At 50.7% G+C, this 25,424-nt stretch carries 28 protein-coding genes and 2 tRNA genes; 23 read left to right on the top strand and 7 right to left on the bottom strand.

Annotation, left to right across the window (positions count from 1 at the left end):
- Positions 1–44: 44 nt before the first annotated feature.
- The gene (locus AC1VOR_RS04905) at positions 45–278 is read right to left on the bottom strand and encodes a hypothetical protein (RefSeq protein WP_232436934.1); all 234 of its coding nucleotides are present in this window, start codon (positions 276–278) and stop codon (positions 45–47) included.
- A gap of 190 nt (positions 279–468) precedes the next feature.
- On the opposite strand from AC1VOR_RS04905, the gene AC1VOR_RS04900 reads away from it, so the two are divergent.
- The gene (locus tag AC1VOR_RS04900) at positions 469–597 is read left to right on the top strand and encodes a YjcZ family sporulation protein (RefSeq protein ID WP_222860898.1); all 129 of its coding nucleotides are present in this window, start codon (positions 469–471) and stop codon (positions 595–597) included.
- Positions 598–662: 65 nt separating this feature from the next.
- On the opposite strand, the gene AC1VOR_RS04895 is transcribed toward AC1VOR_RS04900, so the two are convergent.
- Entirely contained in the window at positions 663–1,622 is a 960-nt protein-coding gene (locus AC1VOR_RS04895; RefSeq protein ID WP_482616130.1) for a radical SAM protein, read from the bottom strand.
- A 150-nt stretch (positions 1,623–1,772) separates the two neighbouring features.
- Between AC1VOR_RS04895 and AC1VOR_RS04890 the strand changes: the two genes are divergently transcribed.
- From AC1VOR_RS04890 to AC1VOR_RS04875, 4 genes are all read left to right on the top strand, one after another.
- Positions 1,773–1,848, top strand: a tRNA-Ala gene (locus tag AC1VOR_RS04890).
- Between the two features lie 6 nt (positions 1,849–1,854).
- Positions 1,855–1,927, top strand: a tRNA-Lys gene (locus tag AC1VOR_RS04885).
- Between the two features lie 153 nt (positions 1,928–2,080).
- Positions 2,081–2,677, top strand: a complete 597-nt coding sequence (locus AC1VOR_RS04880) for a TetR/AcrR family transcriptional regulator (RefSeq protein WP_482616127.1) — start codon at positions 2,081–2,083, stop codon at positions 2,675–2,677.
- Positions 2,678–2,700: 23 nt separating this feature from the next.
- Positions 2,701–3,150 carry a DoxX family protein gene (locus tag AC1VOR_RS04875; RefSeq protein WP_482616125.1) on the top strand — a complete coding sequence of 150 codons (450 nt, stop codon included), beginning with the start codon at positions 2,701–2,703 and terminating at the stop codon, positions 3,148–3,150.
- A gap of 124 nt (positions 3,151–3,274) precedes the next feature.
- Here AC1VOR_RS04875 and AC1VOR_RS04870 read toward each other — a convergent pair whose 3' ends face one another.
- Entirely contained in the window at positions 3,275–3,583 is a 309-nt protein-coding gene (locus AC1VOR_RS04870) for a hypothetical protein (protein ID WP_482616123.1), read from the bottom strand.
- A gap of 190 nt (positions 3,584–3,773) precedes the next feature.
- Here AC1VOR_RS04870 and AC1VOR_RS04865 point away from each other — a divergent pair, with 190 nt between their 5' ends.
- The 8 genes from AC1VOR_RS04865 to AC1VOR_RS04830 all read left to right on the top strand — a co-directional run bounded on the left by AC1VOR_RS04865 (position 3,774) and on the right by AC1VOR_RS04830 (position 7,840).
- Entirely contained in the window at positions 3,774–4,061 is a 288-nt protein-coding gene (locus tag AC1VOR_RS04865; protein ID WP_482616122.1) for a Dabb family protein, read from the top strand.
- An 88-nt stretch (positions 4,062–4,149) separates the two neighbouring features.
- Positions 4,150–4,584, top strand: a complete 435-nt coding sequence (locus AC1VOR_RS04860; RefSeq protein WP_482616119.1) for a DUF86 domain-containing protein — start codon at positions 4,150–4,152, stop codon at positions 4,582–4,584.
- Positions 4,585–4,688: 104 nt separating this feature from the next.
- Complete coding sequence (locus AC1VOR_RS04855) at positions 4,689–5,105, top strand: YtxH domain-containing protein (RefSeq protein ID WP_482616117.1); 417 nt, start codon at positions 4,689–4,691, stop codon at positions 5,103–5,105.
- A gap of 190 nt (positions 5,106–5,295) precedes the next feature.
- The gene (gene racE, locus AC1VOR_RS04850) at positions 5,296–6,114 is read left to right on the top strand and encodes a glutamate racemase (protein ID WP_482616116.1); all 819 of its coding nucleotides are present in this window, start codon (positions 5,296–5,298) and stop codon (positions 6,112–6,114) included.
- Between the two features lie 135 nt (positions 6,115–6,249).
- Positions 6,250–6,879, top strand: coding sequence for a TraX family protein (locus AC1VOR_RS04845; RefSeq protein WP_482616115.1), 630 nt, complete (start codon positions 6,250–6,252; stop codon positions 6,877–6,879).
- 54 nt (positions 6,880–6,933) lie between these two features.
- Positions 6,934–7,173, top strand: coding sequence for a hypothetical protein (locus AC1VOR_RS04840; protein WP_059054275.1), 240 nt, complete (start codon positions 6,934–6,936; stop codon positions 7,171–7,173).
- 89 nt (positions 7,174–7,262) lie between these two features.
- Positions 7,263–7,565, top strand: a complete 303-nt coding sequence (locus AC1VOR_RS04835) for a hypothetical protein (RefSeq protein ID WP_059054274.1) — start codon at positions 7,263–7,265, stop codon at positions 7,563–7,565.
- A gap of 35 nt (positions 7,566–7,600) precedes the next feature.
- Positions 7,601–7,840: a YuzB family protein gene (locus AC1VOR_RS04830; RefSeq protein ID WP_059054272.1), complete on the top strand. Its 240-nt coding sequence runs from the start codon at positions 7,601–7,603 to the stop codon at positions 7,838–7,840.
- Positions 7,841–7,885: 45 nt separating this feature from the next.
- Here AC1VOR_RS04830 and AC1VOR_RS04825 read toward each other — a convergent pair whose 3' ends face one another.
- Together AC1VOR_RS04825 and AC1VOR_RS04820 are read right to left on the bottom strand one after the other, a co-directional pair.
- Positions 7,886–9,844 (bottom strand): LTA synthase family protein, encoded by a 1,959-nt coding sequence (locus AC1VOR_RS04825; protein WP_482616114.1) that lies wholly within the window; start codon positions 9,842–9,844, stop codon positions 7,886–7,888.
- Positions 9,845–9,899: 55 nt separating this feature from the next.
- The gene (locus AC1VOR_RS04820) at positions 9,900–11,045 is read right to left on the bottom strand and encodes a THUMP domain-containing class I SAM-dependent RNA methyltransferase (protein ID WP_482616112.1); all 1,146 of its coding nucleotides are present in this window, start codon (positions 11,043–11,045) and stop codon (positions 9,900–9,902) included.
- 124 nt (positions 11,046–11,169) lie between these two features.
- Here AC1VOR_RS04820 and AC1VOR_RS04815 point away from each other — a divergent pair, with 124 nt between their 5' ends.
- Entirely contained in the window at positions 11,170–11,811 is a 642-nt protein-coding gene (locus AC1VOR_RS04815) for an O-methyltransferase (protein WP_482616110.1), read from the top strand.
- A 101-nt stretch (positions 11,812–11,912) separates the two neighbouring features.
- Here AC1VOR_RS04815 and AC1VOR_RS04810 read toward each other — a convergent pair whose 3' ends face one another.
- Entirely contained in the window at positions 11,913–12,626 is a 714-nt protein-coding gene (locus tag AC1VOR_RS04810; RefSeq protein ID WP_482616109.1) for a cupin domain-containing protein, read from the bottom strand.
- A gap of 189 nt (positions 12,627–12,815) precedes the next feature.
- Between AC1VOR_RS04810 and AC1VOR_RS04805 the strand changes: the two genes are divergently transcribed.
- Positions 12,816–14,159, top strand: a complete 1,344-nt coding sequence (locus AC1VOR_RS04805) for an APC family permease (RefSeq protein WP_482616107.1) — start codon at positions 12,816–12,818, stop codon at positions 14,157–14,159.
- Between the two features lie 45 nt (positions 14,160–14,204).
- Entirely contained in the window at positions 14,205–15,377 is a 1,173-nt protein-coding gene (locus AC1VOR_RS04800) for an alanine--tRNA ligase-related protein (RefSeq protein WP_482616106.1), read from the top strand.
- Here the strand turns inward: AC1VOR_RS04800 and AC1VOR_RS04795 are convergent.
- Positions 15,374–16,564, bottom strand: a complete 1,191-nt coding sequence (locus tag AC1VOR_RS04795; protein WP_482616416.1) for an MFS transporter — start codon at positions 16,562–16,564, stop codon at positions 15,374–15,376. The two genes, AC1VOR_RS04800 and AC1VOR_RS04795, sit on opposite strands and share 4 nt — an antisense overlap.
- A gap of 274 nt (positions 16,565–16,838) precedes the next feature.
- Here AC1VOR_RS04795 and hemE point away from each other — a divergent pair, with 274 nt between their 5' ends.
- The 7 genes from hemE to AC1VOR_RS04760 all read left to right on the top strand — a co-directional run bounded on the left by hemE (position 16,839) and on the right by AC1VOR_RS04760 (position 25,329).
- Complete coding sequence (gene hemE / locus AC1VOR_RS04790) at positions 16,839–17,906, top strand: uroporphyrinogen decarboxylase (RefSeq protein WP_482616104.1); 1,068 nt, start codon at positions 16,839–16,841, stop codon at positions 17,904–17,906.
- 53 nt (positions 17,907–17,959) lie between these two features.
- Positions 17,960–18,919, top strand: a complete 960-nt coding sequence (gene hemH, locus AC1VOR_RS04785; protein WP_482616103.1) for a ferrochelatase — start codon at positions 17,960–17,962, stop codon at positions 18,917–18,919.
- Positions 18,912–20,345: a protoporphyrinogen oxidase gene (hemG, locus tag AC1VOR_RS04780; RefSeq protein WP_482616102.1), complete on the top strand. Its 1,434-nt coding sequence runs from the start codon at positions 18,912–18,914 to the stop codon at positions 20,343–20,345. The genes hemH and hemG overlap by 8 nt, the downstream gene beginning before the upstream one ends.
- Positions 20,346–20,483: 138 nt before the next feature.
- Entirely contained in the window at positions 20,484–21,815 is a 1,332-nt protein-coding gene (locus tag AC1VOR_RS04775; protein ID WP_482616101.1) for a CapA family protein, read from the top strand.
- Between the two features lie 73 nt (positions 21,816–21,888).
- Positions 21,889–22,530 (top strand): fumarylacetoacetate hydrolase family protein, encoded by a 642-nt coding sequence (locus tag AC1VOR_RS04770; protein ID WP_482616415.1) that lies wholly within the window; start codon positions 21,889–21,891, stop codon positions 22,528–22,530.
- A gap of 2 nt (positions 22,531–22,532) precedes the next feature.
- Positions 22,533–23,357: a DUF92 domain-containing protein gene (locus tag AC1VOR_RS04765; RefSeq protein WP_482616414.1), complete on the top strand. Its 825-nt coding sequence runs from the start codon at positions 22,533–22,535 to the stop codon at positions 23,355–23,357.
- Positions 23,358–23,373: 16 nt separating this feature from the next.
- The gene (locus AC1VOR_RS04760) at positions 23,374–25,329 is read left to right on the top strand and encodes an ABC-F family ATP-binding cassette domain-containing protein (RefSeq protein WP_482616100.1); all 1,956 of its coding nucleotides are present in this window, start codon (positions 23,374–23,376) and stop codon (positions 25,327–25,329) included.
- Positions 25,330–25,424 lie beyond the last annotated feature (95 nt).

Raw genomic sequence — 25,424 nt, 5'->3', positions numbered from 1 at the left:
AAAAGGCGCGAAGGTTCGCTTCCGCGCCTTTTTGTTATATGAGGTTACTTCTTGTTTCGTAAAAGCAAAAATTCATCGATCAACGTTTCTTCGGCTTCTTCTCCGGGAGTGGCCTTGCCGTTCTCCGCTGTTTCTTCTCTCAGCTTCATCAGGGAAAGCAAATCAAATATGTCTCCAAGAACAGTGAAACCGGCGCCGATGATAGCCAGATCGTCCGAAGAGATGTCATTGTTTATGCGCCTTTTATATTGGCGTCTCTTTTTTCCTCCCAAGAGCACCACCTGCTTTTAAATATTGACTTGCTGTATTATATGCAGGGCCATGCACGGTTGATTAGGCAATAGGTACAGCTTACCTGGGGACTGGTGGGGATAACGGGCTATTTTTTGTCTTCTCCGCGAATATGCCGTGTCTTTCGGTAACCGCTCTTAATATGATGTTCTATAATCGTTAGAAGGAGGGAAAACGATGTCGGGATATGAAAATGGCGTAGGCAATATCGGTTGCGGCGGCGTTGGTGGTTTTTGGACTTCAACGGGGACAATCCTTGTATTGTTTATCTTGTTGGTTATTATCTCCAAAGCGTTCGTACTGTAAATTATTGAAATGACGATCAGAAAGGCCCTGCCGAAGCAGGGCCTTTCTTGCGTTTGAAGAATCGTTTATCTTGCCTGGCTGCCTTGAGGGAATAAAGCATCCAGCGCCGGACAAGGTTCGGTATCGAGGAAATGCTTCAAGGCTGTCGGTATATTGTTGAAAATATCCTTCAGCGAGGTCCCCTGATAAATATTGCCGATGATCACCGGGTAGCAAAGTTCGGAGATCAAAATGTCGCCATTACCGTGCAGATGCAGTTGCTTCTTGCCCTCGATACAATGGGAGAAATGAATGCCTGGCTGGTCGGCGAACCGAAGCTCTGCCGCAAAGCGATCCATACAAGTGAAGTAGATGATGCCATCCTCCCGTTTGGCGTCGATCAGCTCTTGCACGGCTCGTTTGAGTTGGTCACGGGCAGCAATGGCTTTCCATCCCGTATGTTCCATCCGGATGCTGTTCTGGATTTCATGCGTACGGACACCAAGCTGATAGACGTGGTCTCCAATTTCACGCAAATGATGTTCGGTTTCCTCGAACAGCAGCGTTTCCAGAACCGTATCAATTGAACTGGCCGCTGAGTAAGCAATATTCTCTCTAATTTTGTGATACACCGATTCCGGCATACCGTAATAGCGGGAGAAGTTGGCAGCATCGGTGAAATTGAACGAAATATGTAGCGTAGTGAGTCCGGCTGCCTCCAACTGATCAATACGGGTAGGGTTCAGCAGACTGGCGTTGGAGTTTAACTGCGTCTCAATGCCATGGGCTGAACAGTAGTTGACGATTTCCAGGCAATCCTGGAATTTCAAAGTAACCTCTCCACCGGAAAGGCGGACCCGGCGAATGGTACCGATTTCCTCTAACAGACGGGTCACTTCTTTACCGCTGATACTGTTACCGTCATTTCTTTCGTATGCACAGCAATAATCGCATTTAAAATTACAGCTTGAGGTAACGCCAACCTCGAGGGCCTCCAGCCCGTATTCAGCAGGCTTTTGCAACTCAAGAAATTTATACTTTTGCATTCGTTTAGTCCTCCTGATTATTACCAAGGATCCTTCTTGGTCCTTAGTGATTATAAGGCTTATGCATAGCGGAGCTTTATGACTTTTTTAACGTTTATTTTATGGTTGACAGGCCATTCACATTTTTATATACTATAATAGTCGTCTAACGGGGCCTTAGCTCAGCTGGGAGAGCGCATCGCTGGCAGCGATGAGGTCAGGGGTTCGATCCCCCTAGGCTCCACCAAAGTACGGACTCTTAGCTCAGTTGGTAGAGCAGTAGACTCTTAATCTATTTGTCCAGGGTTCGAGTCCCTGAGGGTCCATCCAGGAAGAACGGTAGTGATACCGTTCTTTTTTGCTGTCTTAAGCATCGGATTCCCGAAATGCTTGATTAGTTTTATCCACTTTACAAACCGATGGTCGGTTTATATAATTAAAATAACTTACATGCAAAGCTTGGGAAAAGGGGGATAGCTATGAAGAACGCAGATCGCCGGAAGAATACCATCCGGCAACTATTAAATGCAACCAAGGAGTTGCTGCGCGACAAAAGCTGCCATGCTATCACTTTAAAGGATATTATGGAGCAATCGCGTTTATCAAAAGGTGCGATATTCCACTATGTAAAGAGCAAGGATGAGATCTTTGCCTGGGTGCTGGAGGAGCGTCTTGAAGCTGTTAATGAACATTTTGAAGAAGAAGTAGCCAACAGCCTTAATAAAACGTTCGATGGGCCTATGCTGGCCATCTCTAACAGTATTGCGGGGTTGGAAGACAGTCATGAGGTCACCAATAAGGTTCTTCTATATATGCTGGGCAAGGAGAATGAACCGGAGGTAGCAAAGGTGCTTGAGCATTTTCACGAGCGATCTGTATCTGTCTCCAGGCAGTGGATTATTACGGGTCAAAAGTACGGGGTGATTAAAGAAACCGTGAACCCTGATGAAACGGCAGAGTTGTTCGTTCTACTGTCATTGGGTCTGCGTGTACGGGCATCCTTGACCACATCACCAAAGTCTCTGTCAGCGAAAGGTGTATCGGACTTTATGGCCGGAATCCTGAAAAAGCAATAATTTTCGTTTGAGGAGGGTTCAACATGGTTCCTTTTATTTCGCTTATCGTATCCTTTTTGCTATTTCGGATGGTTGGTTTTCTGGGCTTGAATGATTTGAATGATTGGCATACATCCCTGCAATGGGCAGTAGTCACGATGCTGCTATTGAGTGCATCTGCTCACTGGGGAAAGCGGCGGCCTGATCTGGTAAGCATGGTGCCACCTGCTTTTCCGCAAAAGGAATGGATTGTGACGGTTACCGGAATTTTGGAAATTGCTGGAGCTTTGGGCATTCTGGTGCCTGCGCTCTCACTTATTGCTTCGGTGTGCCTTGTCTTGCTTCTTATTGCCATGCTTCCTGCCAATATCTATGCAGCCCGTAACAAGATGACCATCGGCGGCAGACCTGTACCGAAATTGTCGGTTCGCCTAGGAATTCAACTTGTTTTTATTACGGCCATATTACTTGCCTCCCCGTTATTTGCTGGATGAGTCAGCGCACCTAAGAGAATGAATGTATCAGGAAGGAGAAATAGCCGTGTCAGGGAGTTGTCCCAACACGGCTATTTCTTTCCGTGCCCCCGTTGTTCTTTATGGGGGAGATTTGTCTGAAAGCTTACTGCCGGATGAGCAAGATTCTTGCTGCGGGCACAACGACATGCTGGCCTTGTTCATCCATCAATTCCAGAGAATCCTGATGCATGTTGACCAGGATGCCATGTAGGCTATGCTCCCGGGTCTCCACGGTGATGCATTGGCCGGCAGTTGCATTCATGCGTTCCACGGTGCCGGCATCGGGAAAAGAGGCGGCTGCAAAGGCCTGCTCCAGTTGCTCTATACGACTTGTTAACAGCTCAAGCTTGGCCTGTAGCAACCGGATGCGCCTGCGCAGCGGACCATTGAGCAGAAAGCGCAGAACACTCATAAGGTACACCCCCTTCCCTAGATCATTATCTCTGGAAGGAAGGACCTGCTTACTCGACCCTCCTATTGCAGAAGACATTATATCTTATGTTGCTAGATTCATAGAGTTCGGGTGGGTCCGCTTTTCTGGGGCTATTCGTTATGTTATGCTGGAAGCAAGTGACGAATCAAAGCATAGAGGAGCTGATGACATGATCAAACATATCGTATTGTTTAAACTGAAGGATGCTGCTCCGCCAAGCATTGAGCGGACGGTCCAGGTGCTGCGGGGGCTGGAAGGCAAGGTAGAGCAATTGCGGAGCCTTGAGGTGGGAACCGATGTCATACGCTCTGCGCGTTCTTATGACATCGCTTTGATTGCTACCTTTGATTCCCTGGAGGATCTTGAGGGATATCAGGTTCATCCCGAACACAAGAAGGTTATTGAGCACATGAATGAAGTTCGTGAGAGCCAAGTTGCGGTGGATTTTGAATTTTAAGATTCACTTTTGATAAATTGGCGTATTATACATGTAAGGGACATTGGCATAGAGGGACAAACCTCACCGTTTTCAGGAGGTAATTGCTGTGTATTATGTGAATCGGGAACAAATCGAACGAAGACTCGAAATTATTCCGGAATTGCTTCAAGTACTTAGTCAGTCGTCCCGGAGAGAACGTCCCCTCATTGATCGGTATGCCGCGGAGCGTGCGTTACATCTAGCTGTGGAGATCGTAACGGATGTAGGCAGTTACCTCATTGATGGCTTCATTATGCGTGATGCAAGCAGTTACGAGGATATCGTGGACATCATGCTGGACGAGAAGGTCATCGACAGTAACATGCATGCTATCTTGGTTAAGCTGGTGCGGCTTCGGAAGCCACTAGTACAGGAATATTTCCTGAGCCAGCAAGAGCCTGCCGAATGGGCGCAGGATTTACCGGCGGTGCTGGAGACTTTCTCAACAAAGGTATTAACGTATTTGGAACAGGAAGGCGTTTATAGCCCGTTGGCTAAATAAAAATGTCTGTCCATGTGTGACCAGTCGGATTGTTGTTGCTTATAATACATTAAGATATGGGCATTCGCCCTGATACGGGGGATGCTAAAAAGGAGAGATGAGCTATGAGTAAAGGAAATAAAGGTTGGTTGTTAGGTGCAGCAATTGGTACGATCGTTGGTTCGGTGACAGCATTACTGTTTGCGCCGAAGCCAGGCAAGGCACTGCGTAAGGACATCGCGGACGGGGCTCGCCAGGTTGGAGAGAAGACCCAGGAGGTTGCCGGGAAGGTAACGGAGCAAGGTGCTATTCTGGTGGATAAAGTGAAAGAAACAGCCGGAGACCTCATTACGGATATTCGCCAGGTTACTAAGGAAAAAGTAGAGCAAGTATCCGAGATTGTAGAAGACACGGTCGAAACCGTTAAAGACGTTAAGACGGTGGTACTGGGCGTAGTCGACTCTGAGACGGATGGTAAGGATGCCGAAGCTGCTACGCTTGAAGCTGCAGTTACTGCGGAAGAAGACAAAGGCACTAAATAAGCCAGTCTTACTGACAAGACGGCATTGCTTGACGAGGACCCTGGAAGCAGGGTCCTTTCTCATGGCATAAGAGATACGACTTTCTTGTCCGATGATTCAAATTAAGTTAATATTTAGGTACGCTTTATGATTTCAGGTCATACAGTAACGAGAGAGACTCCAATTAAAATTTGATGATAAAGGAAGCGGTATGTTCGTGCAGCAAGCTATTGCCATCTTAGACTCGGGAGTGGGAGGTCTCACAGTTTGCAAGGAAGTGATGAGACAGCTTCCCAGAGAGAAGATTATTTATTTCGGAGATACGGCCCGAGCTCCTTATGGTCCAAGGTCCCCTGAAGAGGTTCGCTTGTTTACCGAGCAAATCGTTGATTATTTGATTCAATTTGACCCTAAACTGATTGTCATTGCCTGCAATACCGCTACTGCGGCAGCGCTTGATTACATTAAGGATAAAGTGAATATTCCGGTCATCGGCGTTATACATCCCGGGGCAAGGGCGGCGATCAGCACTACCAAGAGTGGTAAGGTAGGGGTTATCGGTACGGTTGGTACGATTCGCAGTGAAGCTTATACTATGGCCTTACGCGAGCTAAATCCCCAAATCGAGATCGTTAGCCAGGCATGCCCCGAACTCGTACCGCTAGTGGAACGGGGGTTGTATGAAACCGACGAGGCCTTGTTTGTCGTACAGAATAGTCTGCAAGGACTGCAGGATTATCCTATGGATTGTCTGATTCTTGGCTGTACTCATTATCCCTTTCTGAAGAATTCGATTCAGCAGGTGATGGGGGAGCAGGTTACGTTGATTAGCTCAGCCGATGAGACGGCCCGGGAGATCAGCACTGTGCTGCACCAGAAGGAGGGCTTGGCCCGGGGGAACGCCATCCCGGTACATCAATTTTTCTGTAGCGGGGATGCGGACATGTTCAGCAAGATTGCACGTCAATGGCTAGGGGAGCAGATCGAATTGACCCCGATCGTTTGGCAGGTGTCCAGTCCTGTGGGCTAACATGAAGAACCTTTGGAGGGAAATGCCCCGGCCAAAGGTTCTTTTAGAAGGAAGGCCAAGCCTTTAAATGAATAGCTTTTGTTCTGGGAAGAAGACTTTTTGTACCACCTCTTTAAGGGGAAGGGAGAGTGGGGCATGCAACTGATTGCCATGCTGACGATGTTAATTGATCATGTGGGACTTATATTTTTTCCAGGGGAAATGGGATGGAGAATTATCGGGAGGATTGCCTTTCCCATCTATGCCTATGCGCTGGTTCAAGGTCATGTGCACACTTCGAATTACCGAAGGTATGCGGTGAGGCTCTCGGTCATAGCCCTGCTCTCGCAAATTCCTTATCAACTGGCCTTTAACACCACTGGCCTGAACGTAGTAGCTACCCTGTTAGTTTCATCGCTCGTCCTTCGTTTGCTGGAGAAGGTGAAGCATGGCGTAGGTTCCGGTATTATCATTGTTGTCGCCTGCCTGCTGATGGAGGTTGTGTCGTTCGACTATGGAGCTTATGGCCTGCTGCTCGTGTTAATCTTTAGATATGGGGGAGCGGCTAGCATGGTGCTCATGCATATGCTGCTGAATATTGTTTATTTGTTCGCCTTCGGTTGGCTCGTCCAGCTAGCAAGCATTATCCCGACGATGGTGATTGCTTACGGGCCGGAGGTCTGGAGAAGGCTGGAGAACTGGCGACTCCCTCGCTGGGTATGGCGTAGCTTCTATCCGGTGCATTTGGCCGTGCTGGTTATTTTAGCGTATACGCTACGCTATTAGACGGATGGGAAATAGGGCGAGAATGTATCTTGAACACATCGAGGAGGAAGTGTCATGAAATGGAGAAGAATTTGGTCGTTTCGTCATTGGTCCCATATTTTTCGCCGTACATGGCCTTTGCTGGGGTCCCGGAAGGTGCCTTGGTTCGACAAACTCCTGTTGACAGTACCGGCACTGGCTTATTGGGTTCTGCCTGATGTCATGCCAATGATTCCTATTGACGATATGGCCGTAACGATGCTGCTCATGAACTGGTTCGTGACCCGTGCAGAACGGAAATACCCCGGTGTATAGCAGGATTTGCCCCTTGGTCTTGCTTGTTTGACATTGTTTCTTTACAATTAGGAATGTTAGGTAAGCCAATTGAAGATAGGAGAGATCTCATGAACGTCAAAATTACCCGCAATGCGGCGAAGGTGATAAAGCAGGAACTGGAGAAAGAAGAGAACCAAGGGTTTGCTCTGAAGGTATTCATCACACACTCCCATGGGGACCACGCTCATTATGGTCTGGATTTGGCCAAGCCAGAGAGCGATGCTCAAGTGATTAAGACGGATAAGGAAATTGATGTGATTGTGGAAGGAACCGATCCGCTGCTGGATGGAGTAAAGATCGATTATTTGTATTTTCCGGAGGAAGGATTCGTCATTACTAATCCGTCTAAAGGAAATCATGGCGACCACTAAGTTTTAGCTGAACCATATAAAGAAGGGATCTACGCATGGCTAACGATATCCGGATTTGCGACAAATGCAATCATATCCGAATGAAGACTTTTATACCGAAATTGCAAAAGCTCGCGCCGGACGCCGAGATTAAAGTCGGCTGCAAGTCCTATTGCGGTCCGTGCGGCAAAAGAGCGTTCGTATATATTAACGGCCGATACGTCAGTGCCCCAACGGAAGACGAGGTACTGGCCAAGGCTGCTCCATTCGTCAAGAAACCCAAGACAGATGCTTGAATAGCAAATCCCCCACTCCTGAGAAGAAGTGGGGGATTTATTTGTTTATTTATCGATATCCATTGCATTGAGCAGGTTGTTGGTAATCATTGTATCAGATATTTCCAAGCGGTTCATTGCTTCCTCCTGTGGAACGCGGCAGGGTTCGATGTCGGTTCGCTCCCTGCTGGACAGGTCGTAACATTGTCCGTCTTCGAACAAATGGCTAGCCGATGGAATATAGTAGACTTGTCCGTTTGTTAAGGCCCCTGTGCGCAGCACCACTAAACGCTCATCCGTCGCGCTGCTAAACAAGTTATTGCCCATAAAATAGTACGGCTCCGCAGAGATACCCAGCAGATGCAGTAGCGATGGGGGCATATCCAACTGTCCTGCTGGTTCCGGATAGACCCCGGCATGCTTGCTGTCTGGCAGATGAATTAGCAGGGGGACCTGATTCATGATCTGGTGCATATCCAGTGCACTCAGCTTGCGGCCCAGAAACCGTTCATAATCTTTCTGCACCGTAACGGAATTATCATGGTCGCCGTAAACGTACAAAATGGTATGATCCCATAAGCCTTCCTGCTTCAAGCCTGCTACCAATTGACCTAATGCCTCATCCATATAGTGAATGGACTGCAGGTAATTGCCGAAGATGGTTCCTTCGAACTCCCCGGTATCGAGCGTTCGTGCTTCGGCAGGCAGTGAATAGGGATGGTGGCTGGATAACGTAATCATGAAGGAGTAGAAGGGCTCTGGGGTTTGCGTCATAAAATCTAATGATTGGCGGAAGAAAGACTTATCACCCAGCGACCATCCTAGTGGCTCATCCATTACGTAATCTTTCTTACTGTAAAAGTGGTCGTAGCCCATTTTCGGATACATTTGATTTCGATTCCAGAAGCTGCCTTCGTAAGCATGGAAGGCAGAAGTGGCATAACCAGCCTGTGTCTTCAGGATTTGCGGCAGCATATCAAAGCGATGATCCGGGTAACGGACTGCCACCGAGCCGGTAGGTAATGGATGAAGTGAGCTGTTGGAGGAGAAGTCCGCATCGGAGGTTCTCCCCTGACCCGTCTGGTGATAATAGTTCGGGAAATATAGGCTCTCTTTCATTAATTCATTGAAGTGCGGGGTAATCTCCTGGCCCGCGATTTCCTGACCAATCATAAAGTTCATAAAGGCCTCTGTCTGAATCACAACCACGTTGCTCCCTGTATAAGCGCCGAAGGTTTCATTTGGCTCTACTTGGCGCTGCTTCGCTTCCTGGAACCAACTTTCAATGGCATCTTGTTCCTCGGAATCTACAGCCTTGGCCCCTCCAAAATGCTCCTGCACGTAACGGCTGGCATCATAATAGTGAAAGCCCAGTAGACCGGTAACATTGTAGAGGGATACATTCCACCAATTGTTCTCAAATAATTCGGTGGCCCAGGTACGGGCGTAGAATTGAATAGGTCCTACAGATAACATGAAACCCAGGATAAATGCGGCAAGGCCGGGGAATAGGCGTCCCAGTCCGCGACGCCCCTTCCCCTTGTAGTTGGCGCCCGCTCGGTAGACGGGGCCAAGGTTGCCAATGGTGTGAGAGGGCGTCTGGAACTGTCTGCGCCACACCAGAGCGAAGAGGACGGCAGCTAGCCAGAGGGCCCAGTCGGCAATAAGCCATAAATCACGAGGATGAATAAGTTCCTCGATGCTTTCCCCTAACGCTCCAACTTGTCCCGCCTGCATCAGAACCGGTACGGTAATAAAATCGGCAAAATACCGGTAATAGACCAGATCGGCAAAGATGAGTATGGTGAGCAGCACGTTCAGACTGCCCAGCCCCCATTTGAAGGCTTTGCCAGGGAGCCATAATGTCCAGAATGAAGCCAGCATAATAGAGCCGATGGCAATAAGGTCATCCAGCCAGCTCATGTCAATATAACGGGCCTTCAATTGACCATGAAATAACACGAGCTTGATGAAGACAGCCATGACAAACAAGAGATAGGCAAAATATCGGGAATGCCGTAGCATGACAATCAGCCAGCTCCTTTCTCGCTCCGAAAAGGGAGAAACCCTCCCACCACGATTAATGACGTGGAGGAAGGGGTCCGAGATACTGCAAATATTGGCATTCAATGCGTCCATTAAACAGCTTGCGCCGCTTGTCTGCTTTACGCGTGAAGTCGCGCTCAAACGTCTTGGTTGGTGTTAGGGCGAAGAAAGACCAGGTCGGCAAGCCTGCGGTAACTCTGCCAAGTTGCGATATCAGCTTGCGCACTTCTTTCTCCTCACCGATTCGTTCCCCGTAAGGGGGATTGGTAATCATGCAGCCGTAATCGCCCTGTGGCTCAATCTTGACGGCCGGGAGGCATTCGAAGCGAATCTCATCGGCTAGTCCTGCGCTCTTGGCTGCGGCTTTGGCAATCTCGATGGCTTCCGGATCAATATCGCTGCCCACAATGTTCAGCGGAATATCGTCCCGTACGGCGTCGATGGCTTCCTCGCGTGCCTGGGCCCAGAGCTCCTCCGGTATAGCCGGCCAGCTCTCTGAATTAAAGGTACGGCGTAGTCCCGGCGCGATGTTCCAGCCAATCATCGCTGCTTCAATCGGCAACGTTCCCGAGCCGCAGCAGGGATCGTAGAACGGACGTGTTGGGTTCTGGTTCCAGCGGCTAAGCAGAATCATGGCCGCGGCCATCGTCTCTTTCAGCGGTGCTTCTGTGGCTTGCTTGCGGTAGCCACGCTTATGCAGAGCAGATCCCGTAGTATCGAGGGTGAGCAGAGCACGGTCATTCAGGAGATGAATCTCGATCACGTAGCGCGGCCCGTATTCCTCGAACCATTCAATATCATAGGATTGCTTCAGCTTCTCAACTATGGCCTTCTTCACAATTCCCTGGCAGGCGGGAACGCTGCTGAGCTGCGATTTGTGCGAACGGCCCTCAACGGGAAATTCTCCATCCGCAGGAATCCAGTCCTCCCAAGGCAAAGCCTTAGTGCCCTCAAACAGCTCGTCAAACGTCAAGGCGTTGAATTCCCCCATATTGATCAGAACCCGGTCAGAGGTTCTCAGCCACAAATTGCAGTGGCAGATATCGATCAGATCTCCGGTAAAATGGACGCGTCCGTTATCCACAGACGTATCATGATAGCCCAATTCTTTCAACTCGCGTACCACTACGGCCTCTAGGCCCATCGGTGCGGTTGCGATTAATTTCAAAGGTCCAGACATGCTAGATAATCACTCCAACTTCAGCTTTGTACTTGTGAGAATAAACGAAAAACCATACAATTTAGTATAGGCTAATGTCCTGTAAGTTACAAACGCTTCTTGAAGTAGATAGGAAGGGAAGATTATGATGTTAACGCCTGAACAATACGGGGATGAATTATATGCGAAGGATGAGGTATTGGAGCGTGTAACGCGGTCCATTGCCGAAAGCGGGCTTCAGGATGTATCTATTGCGCCCGGATATGGACGGCTTCTGACGTTCCTGGTGAAGCTGGCCGGGGCCAGATCGGTGCTGGAAATCGGTGCACTGGGAGGCTATAGCGGCATTTGTCTGGCCAGGGGCCTACCGATTGAAGGGGGCAGATTGCTGTCGCTGGAGCTAAAGGAAGAGAACGCTGAGTTGGCCCGAAAAAATCTGCAAGAGGCGGGCTTCGGGCATATGGCGGACTATAGAATTGCTCCAGCGCTTAGCAGCCTGGAGGAGCTGGTGGAGGAAGGGGAACGGTTCGATTTCTTCTTCATCGACGCAGACAAAGAGAATTATCCCAATTACCTGGAGTATGCCATCAAGCTGGCTAATCCGGGAGCTTTGATCGCCGGGGATAATATTTTGTTAAGGGGCCGTACGCTCAATACGGACAAGAACGGACCCTCTGTGCAGGCGATGCGGCGTTTCAATGAAACCATAGCCCGGGATGATCGGTTAATAAGCGCTTTGCTGCCGGCGTATGATGGTCTGGCATTGGCTATGGTCAAATCATCATAAATACTCAATCAAGCAAGGCAAATAAACAAGCAGCGCGGCCCACTCAGGCGGCGCTGCTTGTTTGCATGAAGCCAAAGGAGATGGAAGAAATGATCACAGCTTCAAGGCCCGTTGTGGTACAGATGCGCCCAGCCATTGCCAATGACTTGAGGACGCCGGGGATTTCCGTCGCTCTGCTCATTTGATCTTAGCCCGTAACCTTGATTATAGGGTGGCTGGGCTGGATGAGCATGGTGGGTCTGGGGCCCTTGATTGGCCAAGTGAGCGTTTGGCTGGCCCTGATGGCAGCCTTTTGGTGGACCGATGAGCACCGATTGATTGAGTGGGGCGAAGGTGTCCTTGACTTTAGCCGGGTCGAGGCAATAGGCATAGGCCAATACCTCGGGAGGGGTCAACCGCAGCATGTTCGAGGCCAAAATCACTTCAGGAATCGGAGCATCGAAGATGGCCAGGAAATGCGTGCCGTCCACAGTGGCGGTATCATAGTGCCACCACCCTTGAGGAACGTTTGTCACTTGCCCCGGACGGTTAGGATAGTTGTGCAGCTCATTGGTAAACGGGTTGATGATGGATACAATGACTTCCCCGGAAATGCAGTAGACCAGTTCCGAAGCGTTCTGATGGATATGAGGCTCGACAATATTGTTTTTATCGAGATAGACATCAAGGAGTGAGACATTGCCTAGCGTATTTAATTGCTGGATAGACACCTCATTGATAAAATTTCGATTATCCTTCTTAAAGGTGGTATTGCGATTCACATCAAACGTGAATTGCGCTGAGGGTGAGGCGAAATTCATGTATGAAACCGCCATGCTTTTTCCCTACCTTTCTCTTAGGCTTACAGAGCCGTTCTTCCTAAGATATTTATGATTCTATTAGGTGATAAATACGCTATTTTTTAGCAAATGTTAATTGCTTAAGGAAAGCAGGCTAAAGTATAATAGTGCGGTAATTCAGGATAAGCTATCCGATTTACGAAAGTCATCTTACTAATGAAGGATATGAGAACAACGATGAAGCCTATTGCCAATGTACAGCAAGAACCGCACTCTACCCCCAAACAGATTACCTTTGTCCAAGCTCTGTCGATTGTGGTCGGCATGATTATCGGATCGGGCATATTTTTGAAGCCAGGGATTGTCCTCAGCCATGCTGGTTCACCTTGGATGAGCATTATGGCCTGGGCACTCGGAGGTATTATTACTTTGGCTTCGGCCTTATCGGTAGCGGAAATCGCCGCAGCCATTCCCAAATCCGGGGGGTTATACACCTATTTGGGTGAGTTATATGGTGATGTTGTTGGTTTTCTGCTGGGCTGGGTGCAGACGGTTATCTCGTATCCAGCCTCAGTAGCAGCTCTGGCCATTGCCTTTGCTTCGTATTCCGCTTATTTCCTTCCTATGAACGGTTGGGTTCAGAAGCTGGTGGCGGTCGGAATTCTCGCCTTTATCTTAGTTATGAACATCATAGCTACGAAATACGGCGGAATCATTCAGACACTGGCTACGGTTGGCAAGCTGGTGCCGGTGGTGGGTATTGTTGGCTTTGGTTTGTTCAGCGGTACGGCCCCGGGACTAACTGGTATGCCTGCCGCTGTAACCGGAGCAGGCTTTGGTATGGCCGTGCTGGGTACGTTATGGGCTTATGATGGCTGGATTGGCGTGACCAATATGGCTGGTGAAATTCCCACTCCTGCTCGAACGATGCCCAAGGTAATTTCGATTGGCGTTGTTTTTGTCATTATTGTATATGTATTGTTTAATTTAGCTATTTTTAAAATTTTGCCTTATGAGGTGATTGTAAGCTCCAAGGCTCCTGGAGCGGATGCAGCAGAGGCTCTGCTTGGCAGTGGTGGCGCGATGTTGATTACGGCGGGAATTATCGTATCTGTGTTGGGGGCGCTTAACGGATACCTCATGACGGCAGCCAGAGTTCCGCAGGTGATGGGCGAGAAAGGACAGATTCCTTTCTCCCGCTTGCTTCGCAAGCAGCATGCTAAATTTGGAACGCCCGCAAATGCGCTGATTCTCCAAAGCTTGCTCGCGGTGATCTACATTTTCTCAGGGACCTTTAATACGCTAACCGATTTGCTTGTTTTTGTATTATGGATCTTCTTTACGATGGGCGTGTTCGGCGTGTTTCTTCTGCGGAGAAGGAAGCCTGTAACCTCAGGGGAGCCAGGCAGATACCGTGTACCATTATATCCAATCACTCCGTTGATTGGTATTCTGGGCGGCATTTATATCCTGGGCAGCACCATCATCAGCAATCCGCTACAGTCCTTGACGGGAATCGGAATTACGCTCATTGGCCTGCCTGTGTACTTCTACATGCAGCGCCGCTAGAGGCAATTTGAAGCAGGAGAATCAATTCATGAGAGGAGCATCACGATGACGAGAAGGCTGTATTTTGAAGATGCTTATTTGACCCGGTGGGTGACGCAGGTGAAGGACAAGCTGGAGCGAGAGGAAGGCAAATTTGTTGTACTGGAAGAGAGCGCCTTTTATCCCGATGGCGGGGGACAACCCCATGATACGGGGACGCTTGGTGGAATTCAGGTGCTGGACGTCATTAGCGAGGAAGACAAGGTATTGCATCGTGTGGAGCGTTTTCCGGAGACGGATCAGGTTGCTTGCGAAATCGATTGGCCGCGCAGGTTTGATCATATGCAGCAACATAGCGGGCAACATCTGTTATCTGCGGTTTGCCGCGATTTATATGACGCCATCACGATGAGCTTCCATCTGGGAGCCGACTACTGCACGATTGATGTAGATAAGCCGGAGCTGTCACCTGAACAGCTTGCTGCTATTGAGCAGGAGGTGAACCGTCATATCTATCTGAATCATCGGATTGTCAGCTATTTCGTATCCGCTGAGGAGGCAGGGCGATTGCCGCTGGTCAAGCCACCTAAAGTGACGGAGCATGTTCGTATTGTGGAAATGGAAGATGTTGAACATAACGGGTGCGGCGGGACACATGTTGCTTCTACCGGCTCGATCGGCATGATCAAGCTACTCAAGAGCGAGAAGCAGAAGGGTTACACTCGAATCACCTTCAAGAGCGGATACCGTGCTTTAACTGAGTTTCAGGAGCAACAGCGCGTATTAAGCCAACTCACAGCCAGGCTGAAAACAGGCAGAAACGAGCTCATCGACCGGCTGGACCGCTGGGAGGAAGAACAGAAGCGGCTGCAAGCCGAGGTGTCCGAATTGAAGCAGAAGGAAGATAGGCACGAAGCCAAGGAATTACTCACCAAGCAAGACAACGGGATGATCGCAGCGTGCTATACGGACAAGTCCCTCACGCAATTGCAAAGCCTGGCCAGCGAGGTAGTCGCCCAAGGGGAGGTTATGGTGCTGCTGGCGTCCGAGCTTGAGAATAAGCTCGTATTTGCTCATAGTGGCAGCTTCCCGGTATCCTGCGGTGCCTTCTTCAAGGAGCATCTTCCTGCTTACCAGGGAAAAGGCGGGGGAAGCAATAAGCAAGCCCAGTCAGGCTTTGCGAACACGGAAGATTTGCTGGCCTTCTTCGAGCATACCAGACAAGCCCATTCAGGTTAAGCTCGTCCAGTATGCACTTTGGCTTTGCCATACAGCTTCAGGCGGACCCACAGCGTATTCAGGAGCAACAGGACGCCGGAGATGATGAACAAGCCTTCAATGCCGATATAACCGGAAAGAAACCCGCCAATCAGCGAGCCAAGCATATTGCCAAGGGCCAGTGTACTGCTGTTGAAGCCGAATGCTCGGCTCTCCATACCATCCGGGGTGTAGTGACGGATTAAGGCGTTGACACTGGGCAGCAATCCGCCCATAAATACACCCATCATAAAGCGGATGGTAATCAACTGCCAGACGGATTGAACGAATGCTTGCGGGATGAGTGTAGCAGCCGCTCCCACCAGACAGAAGGTGAGCACACGATGTGCACCAAGCCTGTCGCTGACCCTTCCGAGCACCGGTGAGGTGATCATATTGGAAATTCCCGTGGCGGCACTAACAAATCCCGCCCAGAAGGCTACGTCTGCAGTCTGTCCATGAAGCTTCTCTACATACAACGGCAGCAGCGACATCGGGCTTAGCATGGCGAATTGCAGCAAGAAGGTCACGGCGAACAAGGCGGTCAATTGCGGGGTTTTGTTCAGTTCCACGAGTCCTTGCCATACCGAAGGCTGCGGCGTATGGGCTGCTTCTTCACGATCAAAATTCTCGCGTACGAACAACAACGCGAGCATGGAGGCGAAGAATAGCAGGGAGCCCGTAATATAGAAGATGGGGCGAAATCCTACCCATCCAGCGAGTAATCCGCCGATTAAGGGACCCAGGATGGTGCCGGCAACAAGGCCGGATTGCGTAATGCCCATCGCAAAGCCCATCCTTTCCTTCGGGGCCGTTCCTGACACCAGAGCCACAGAGGCAGGGTTGAAGCCGGAGATGGTTCCATTCAGCAGCCGGAGTGCGAGCAGATGCCAGGGCTCGGTGGCAAAGCCCATCAGCGTGACGACAATGGCCATTCCGAAGCCGGAGCGCAGCAGCATGATTTTGCGTCCGTATTTATCGGCCAGCTTGCCCCAAAGGGGCTGGAAGATGAACGAGGTCGCAAAATTGGCAGCAAAGATGGATCCGGCCCATATTCCAATGGCTTGCTCCCCCTGAACATGCAAATCTCTCGCCAGATACAGCGAGAGAAAGGGAGTGATCATCGTCATGCCCGCATTTGCAAAAAATTGCCCGATCCAAAGCACCATGAGATTGACCTTCCACGTCTTCAAAGTGCCCTCACTTCCTTTCACAGAGATCTGGTCGTCCAAACAAAGTCTTTCCAGTATATCACAACCGGGGAGCCCCGGTCTGAGGCAAACTTCATGCGCTCTTCATCCGATTGTCAAAGGTTTGCCACCCGTTTTCCCGTTGTGAGAGTTGTTACTTACTTTTAAAAAGGGCATAATGTAAATTAGAATGTTTATAGTAATGAACAACCTTTTAAAATATTATAATGATAAGTTTCAGGAGGCGTAGGGTTTGGTTTATAATGATCGCTTGATCCGGGCTTTGCGGCAGCAGGAAGTGGATGAACTTCCGGTATGGTACATGCGCCAGGCGGGAAGATATGACCCCGATTATCGAAAAATTAAAGAAAAGTACAGTTTGCTTGAAATTTGTCGGCAACCCGAATTGGCGGCTGAAGTGACGATGATGCCAGTCCACAAGCTTGGCGTGGATGCGGCTATTTTGTATTCCGACATTATGAATCCGGTTGCTTCGCTAGGCATTGATTTTGATATCGTCAAGAATGTAGGGCCGGTGATTGATCAGCCCATTCGCACGGAGGCGGATGTTGAACGCCTGCGGCGGATTGACGTGGAGAAGGACTTATCCCATATTCTGCAAACCATCTCTATTCTGGACCGGGAGCTTGAGGTTCCCCTGATTACCTTTGCCGGAGCGCCATTTACGATTGCCTCCTACTTGATTGAAGGTCGTCCCTCCAAGAGCTATATTCACACCAAGGCTATGATGTATGGTCAGCCAAAGCTGTGGTTCAAGCTGATGGACAAACTGGGCGACATGGTCATTACCTATTTGCAGGCCCATGTCTCGCATGGTGGCAAGGCGCTTCAGTTGTTTGATAGCTGGGTGGGCGCTTTGGCCCCAAGAGACTTCGAGACTTATGTGCTTCCGACGATTACACGTATTTTTGCCGAACTTCGGCATTTGGATGTACCGAAAATTTATTTTCCAGGTGTAAGCTCAGGAGAACTGCTACCGACGCTGATCGGACTTGAGGCGGATGGGATTGGACTTGATTGGCGTGTATCCATCACGGAGGGACGTCGGCGTTTGGGTCAGAACTTTGCCGTACAGGGTAATTTGGACCCTTATCTGTTGACAGCGCCAATGGATGTGATCAAGGAACAGGCTGCGCGGATTATTGATGAAGGGGTACTGAAGCCAGGTTATGTCTTTAATCTTGGACATGGCTTGTTCCCTGAGGCTTCGCTGGAGAAGCTGCGAGAGCTAACGGAGTTCGTACATGAGTATTCCCGGAAGGCGCTGATGCGGCAGAATGCACCCGCACAACAAGGCTGAACATTCAAGTGGGACGAAGTAAACCAACTATCGACCAGAGGTGAACAGGAATCGTGAAAGCAAAGATCGGAGTATTGGTGATGTCCTACGGCACACCACAAAGTTTGGATCAGGTCGAGGCCTACTATACGCATATCCGGCGCGGCCATCCACCAACCACAGAGCAGCTTCAGGAGCTGGTTGGTCGGTACGAAGCCATCGTGGGCGGGGTATTCCCCTTGCGGGCGAATACGGACAAGCAGGTGGCCGCCTTGCAGGACACCTTGAATCAACTGACCGCGGACAAAGATGTGGAGTTTGTCTGCTATCAAGGATTGAAGCATGCGTATCCGTTCATCGAGGACGGCGTAAGCGCCATGGCAGCAGATGGCATTCGTGAGGGAATTGGTATTGTATTAGCCCCACATTACTCAATCATGAGCATCGGCGGTTACATCAAGCGAGCAGAGGCACAGGCGCAAGAAGCCGGCGTGACCATGAAATTCGTGGAGAGCTATCACCTCCATCCGAAGTTAATTGAAGCTCTTGCGGTGAGAGTAGCGAAGAAATTGGACGAATTCGAGGAAGCGGGCGCGGTACGTGATCAAGTGCAGGTATTGTTCAGCGCACATAGCTTGCCTGAACGGACAGTGCAGATGGGTGACCCATACCGTGACCAATTGCTGGAGACTTCGGAGGCTGTAGCAAGAAAGGCCAACGTCAGCTCCTGGCAATTTACATGGCAAAGCGCGGGAAGAACAGCCGAGCCATGGCTGGGTCCGGATATACTCGACACCTTGAAGGAACTGAGCCGTAAACAGGTGGAGGATGTGCTCGTTGCTCCGGTCGGATTTGTGTCCGATCATCTGGAGGTACTCTACGATTTGGACATTGAAGCCAAGACGGTAGCTAAGGAACTGGATATGCGTCTGGAGCGCATCGAATCCTTAAATACGGAACCATTATACATGGAGACATTAGGCGACATGGTTATTAGAACTTCGCAATGGGAAAGAGTGAAGACGAATGAGTGAAGCTTCCTGTAATGTGGTCATTATCGGCGGAGGATTGACCGGATTGTCCGCAGCGTTCTATGTCCGCAAATTTTACAGAGAACAGGGCATAACGCCACAGATCACCATCGTGGAGAAAGAAAACGTCTTGGGTGGCAAAATTGAAACGTTGCGTAAGGATGAGTTCGTGATTGAGAAGGGTCCGGATTCTTTCCTGGCTCGAAAGACGGCAATGATCGATCTGGCGAGAGAGCTTGGTCTGGAGCACGAGCTTGTCTCTATGAATCCAGAGGCCAAGAAGACATATATCGTTAGTGGTGGCAAACTGCATCCGATGCCGTCCGGGCTTGTCCTGGGGATTCCTACGGAGCTAAGTCCATTTCTGCGCAGCGGGCTCCTGAGTTGGAGCGGCAAGGCAAGAGCGATGCTGGATCTGGTGATGCCAGCCCGACAGAGTAAGGAAGATGAATCGCTTGGAGCTTTCATTGAACGACGGCTCGGCGCGGAGGTTTTGCAAAATATTACCGAGCCGCTACTGGCCGGAATTTATGCTGGAGATACCTATAAGCTGAGCTTACAGTCAACCTTCCCTCAGTTCGGAGAGGCGGAACGAGCCCATGGCAGTCTTATCAAGGGGATGATGGGCGGTAAGAAACCGGCGGAGACGCATACGGGGGCTAAACGCAGTGCCTTCCTGACGTTTCGTAAGGGTCTGCAAACCCTGATTGATGGCTTAACCGCTTCGCTATCGGATGTTCGTTTGCGTCTTGAGCGCGAGGTCACGGAAATTCGCCGTGTCTCAGGGGAAGAAAATGGCCGTTATCAAATATTATTGAACACGGGAGAATCGCTGGAGGCTGACGAGGTCATCGTGACTGTACAGGCCTTTGCTGCAGCAAGGCTGTTGCGTCCGCATGTAGACGTAACCGCGCTGGACGCAATTAATTATGTTTCTGTGGCTAATGTGGTGATGGCCTTCGACAAGAAGGATGTTGCAGGGGTATTCGATGGTTCGGGTTTCCTCGTACCTCGCAGGGAAGGCATGAACATCACCGCATGTACCTGGACCGGCGTTAAATGGCTGCATACGAGTCCAGACGATAAAATGCTGCTGCGTTGTTATGTCGGGCGTTCCGGGGATGAAGAGAAGGTGTTCCAGTCTGACGAGGAGTTGACCGAGCTTGTGCTTAACGACTTGAACAAGCTGATGGAGCTCAAGGCTCGCCCGCTGTTCACAGAGATTACCCGGCTTCCAAAGTCGATGCCGCAATATCCCGTAGGTCACTTGGAGCAATTGGACGATCTTCGCCAGCGGCTGGAAGCGGAATTGCCTAGCGTTTACGCAACAGGAGCGGCCTTCTACGGTGTCGGCTTGCCTGATTGTATCAAGCAGGCTAAGGAATTGGCCGAGCGTATGGCGTCAGGGTTGAAGATAGCACAACCGTAACATTGAGAAAGGTCCCGGCCGAGACCTGGGACGATAGAACCCCTTGCCTGCAAATTAGGCGATGGGTTCTATTTATTTCTCGATACCTGATATAATAAAATCAATACGGTTTGAAATATGGTTTCAAAGGAGTCCGTAATGTATCCACCCAGATCACAGAAGAACAAGCAAAAGCAGCAGGAGAACCGGCGGATTCAGAACCGGATATGGCTCCTGCTTAATTTAACTCTACTCACTTTGATTTTTGTACTTGGGGCCTATTTCTATGTTGAGGTGCGTACCCAGCAAAGAGGGATAGAGACGGGAACTACCGAGTTCTTGCCACCCATGGAGTCTCTGGAAGATGGCTTGGCCTACCTTGGGGGAGAGACCGGAGAAGAGGAGACGACGGAGCACGTAGAAGAGCAGAAGGCTAATGAGCCGAATGGGGAAGCCGAGGCTTCGGCCGGAAGCGAGGGTGTGGAAGGTTCTGAACCCGTAGCTACCTACGCGCCGCCCGTTGATGCGCCCAAGAACAGTGAAGAAGCAGGGGAGCATCTGCTGATTCATTTTGCCGGAGATACGATGTTTTCAGGTAAAGTGCAGGAGCGATTGGAGAAGAAGGGGTATGATTTCCCCTATGAATATATCAGGGAGCTGTTTGAACAGGATGACTTGACCTTGTTAAACCTGGAGACACCAGTGACGGAGGGGGGGCAGCCCGCCGAGAACAAGACCTACGTATTCAAGTCCCCGACCAAGGCGCTCGCGCCCATGGCCAAGGCGGGCATAGATGCGGTGGGCCTGGCTAATAACCATATTCTTGATCAGGGCATCTCAGGCCTTAAGGATACTTTGAAGGCGCTAAAGGAACATAATATAGCCTATGCCGGAGCAGGCCATGCGGCCAAGGATGCTTATGCGCCTGTATATCTGGAGCGCAAGGGAATCAGGGTTGCCTTGCTATCATTCAGCCGGGTTGTGCCCGAATCAGGCTGGGCTGCCGGTGCCAATCATGCAGGAGTAGCTTCGGCGTATACGCCGGGGCGAGCGCTGGAGGAGATCCGTACAGCCAAAGAGAATGCCGATCTTGTACTGGTTATGAGCCATTGGGGCAAAGAGCGGACAACGGTCCTGGAGGATCATCAGCAGGAGCTGGCCCACGCTTACATTGATGCCGGAGCAGATCTGGTAATCGGCAGCCATCCTCACGTGATGCAGGGGCTGGAGCAATACCAGGGCAAATGGATTGTTTACAGTACAGGCAATTTTATTTTCACCAAATCCAAGGACCCGAAGACGTGGGAGACTGCTGTATTTGCGGCGGTGTTCACGAAGGAGGGAGAATGCAGCCTGCGCCTGATTCCGTACCGTACTGAATTGGGTCAGCCGGTTCCGATGAATGCGGAGGATGGAGGCAAGCTGCTGCGGGAGATCGCGGAGATGTCTCCCGGTGTGAGAATTGCAGATACCGGCGAAGTATTCGGGTAGCAGTATAGCTTATACAATTGGCGGTGTTTCCCAAAGAATCGGGGACGACGTACATAGGGAGGACGAGAAGATGATGAACAAGATGATTGCGAACGTATATTGCGTAGGCCGGAATTACAAGGCCCATGCTGAGGAACTGGGTAATGACGTGCCAACTGAGCCGATGATATTTCTTAAGCCGTCCCATGCGGTCACGACGATGAATGGGAGCGGTGTCCAGCTTCCGGCTGACCGGGGCTCGGTACACTACGAGGTGGAATTGGTTCTGCGTATTGCCAGAGATTACAAGCCGGGGATGACCGTGGATGAATTGGTGGATGTCATGGCCTTCGGTATCGACTTTACCTTGCGGGATGTGCAGAATATCGTGAGGGAGCAAGGGAATCCGTGGACCCCGGCCAAGGGCTTCCTTCAGTCTGCACCCATCACTCCTTTTCTGGCTTTCCCTGGAGCCGTGGAGACGGCGGGTAACGACTTTGTGTTGCGCAAGAACGGGGAGACGGTACAACAAGGCAACATTAACCGAATGATATTCCCTTTGCAACAAATCGTTGATTATATCGCAGCAAATTACGGATTAGGTGAAGGGGATCTGATCTTCACGGGTACACCGGAGGGTGTGGGCCCCGTTCATCAGGGAGACAAGCTGGAGATATCCTATGGCTCCCGTATGCTTGGCAGTTGTACCGTGGATTCCGGTCCGTCTGCTTCATGATGATAGATTGGATTATCGGTGCCTCATGCGCTTTGGTCGTCTCGGGTGCCGCTTACGCCAGAAGGTCACTTTCCTTATCCGGGATGCTTGCGGCACTGGTTATGGGTACGGTGTATTATGGCGCAGGCAACCTGTTCTGGTTCGGTATTTTGCTGCTCTTCTTCGTGAGTTCGTCTGTATTTTCCCATCTTCGCGGCGAGCGTAAGCAGGAACTTGAGAAGTCCTATGCCAAGAGCGGCCGTCGGGATGCGGCGCAGGTATTGGCTAACGGTGGACTGGGGATGCTGGCTTGTTTGGGCAACTTATTTTGGCCGTCGCCGGGCTGGGCGTATTTCTTTGTTGGTACGATGGCGGCGGTTACGGCGGACACCTGGGCCACGGAGTGGGGAGGGCTAAGCAAGACGCCACCCCGCTCCATCAAGAGTGGTCGGGTTATACCCCCAGGAACCTCGGGCGGAGTCACATGGCTTGGGAGTATGGCAGCTCTAGCCGGAGCTGTGTGTATCGGCGGAGCTGCCTGGCTGTTGTTACTATGGACAGGCGGTATAGCAGGAGGTAGCGCGGGAGTTATTTTGCTGGCCTTGGTCAAATGGGTTATCATTGGAGGGCTTTCCGGCATGGCTGGCGCCTTCGCCGATTCCTGGCTGGGAGCGACCCTCCAGCGTATGCATCACTGCCCGGTTTGCGGCAAGGAAGTGGAGGTAACCTCTCACTGCGGTCAGGATATAGTACCCTCAAGGGGCCTAGGCTGGATGAGCAATGACATGGTAAATTTACTCAGTTCTCTTGGGGCAGGATTGCTGGCCTGGGGAATCGGGATGATATGATAAAGTAGGGATTAACATGAATATACTAACGATAGAGAACTTGACGAAGACGTATGGGGAAAAGGTGTTGTTCCAGGGTGCTTCCTTCGGGATGGACGAGAACGACAAAATCGGGATTATTGGCGTCAATGGCACGGGAAAATCAACCTTTCTCAAAGTCATCGCTGGCCTGGATCAGCCTGATGAGGGAAGAGTAGCGATTAATCGGGATGTGAGAGTGACTTTTCTGGCCCAAAATCCACAGTATGACCCGGATATCACGGTCTTGCGTGGTGTATTCCAGGGGGGAGGCCCCGAACTGCAGGTGGTGTCGGCCTATATGGAGGCGGAGGAAGCACTTCAACAGCAGCCTGATGATGAATCGCGTCAGGCTGAAGTCTTGCGCTTATCCCAGGAGATGGACCGCCTGCAGGCCTGGACCTTGGTCAGCGATGCCAAGAGCGTGTTGTCCCGCTTGGGGATTGCGGATTTTACCCAGCATATGGGCCAATTGTCCGGGGGACAACGCAAGCGTGTAGCATTAGCTTCGGCGCTGATCATCCCTTCGGAACTGCTAATTCTTGACGAGCCTACCAACCATATTGATAATGATTCGGTCGCTTGGCTGGAGACGTACTTGCAGAAGCGGCGTGGGGCATTGCTGCTGATCACGCATGATCGTTACTTCCTGGATCGGGTTTGCAACGTCATGCTGGAGCTTGATCATGGACGTTTGTTCCGCTATGAGGCCAACTATAGTCGATTCCTGGAGCTGAAGAGTGAACGCGAGGAGCGGGAGGCGGCCTCCGAGCAGAAGAGAAAAAATCTGCTGCGTACGGAACTGGCCTGGATTCGCCGGGGAGCGCAAGCTCGCTCGACCAAGCAGAAGGCCAGGATTGAACGCTTTGAGCAACTGCAGGCAGCGGGGCCAGAGTCCAGAAATGATCATTTGGATATCTCAGTAGCATCTACTAGACTGGGTCGTAAAATTGTGGAGATCGAAGGCTTGAGCAAAGCCATTCCAGACCGTGTGCTGATCAAGGAACTGACCTACACGGCCGTTCCAGGGGATCGCGTGGGCATCGTGGGGCCTAACGGCAGTGGCAAATCGACATTGCTTAACATGATTGCCGGGCGTACTCATCCTGATGCTGGTGAGATTGCAATGGGTCAAACCGTCAATCTGGGCTATTTCACCCAGGAACATCAGGAGATGGATGGGGCTCAGCGGGTTATTGAGTATGTGAAAGAAGCCGCCGAGGTTGTCACTACCGCAGATGGCTCGCGCATCACCGCTTCGCAGATGCTGGAGCGCTTCCTGTTCTCGTCAGATATGCAGTGGACGCCCATCAGTAAGTTGTCGGGAGGAGAGAAGCGGCGGCTATACTTGCTGCGAGTGCTCATGGGTGCCCCGAACGTATTGTTGCTGGATGAACCTACCAATGATCTGGATATACAAACGTTGTCCGTATTGGAAGCCTATCTCGATGAATTTCCCGGTGCGGTATTCGTTGTATCTCATGATCGGTATTTCCTGGACCGGACTGTGGATAAAATTATGGCCTTTGAGGGCGACGGAATCGTTGCGATTCATGTGGGCGACTATAGCGATTATGAGGAACGGGTACAGGCGGGGGGCAACGCGAAGGGAACGGCGGCTTCCAGCCTCCGGGCCAACGGGGCTACTCCTGCTGTTAGCAAGGCACAAGGTCAGACAGATACCCAAGGTCGTGAGGTTTCCCGTGGGGAGAAGCTGAAATTCAGCTATAACGAGCAGCGAGAATATGACACAATCGACGCTACTATCGAGGCCGCCGAGCAGCGCTTGACTTCTATCGCAGAAGACATGGAGGCCTCGGCCAGCGACGCCATGCGACTACAGGAACTGATGCAGGCTCAGCAAGAGGCCGAGGCTGAATTGGAGCGCTTGATGGAGCGCTGGACTTATCTGAATGAGTTGGCAGAGAAGATAGAAGCGGGACGCCACTCTTGATCAGGCCTGCTAAAACAGAGCAGCAAAGAGGAAAGCCGGGAACCCTTCGGCTTTCCTCTTCTTTTTTGCCCAATAAGCGGTGAAATGCTCATTTT

The organism is Paenibacillus sp. 1SOY10 (assembly GCF_056836745.1).
This window is presented reverse-complemented; position numbering and strand designations above follow the sequence as displayed.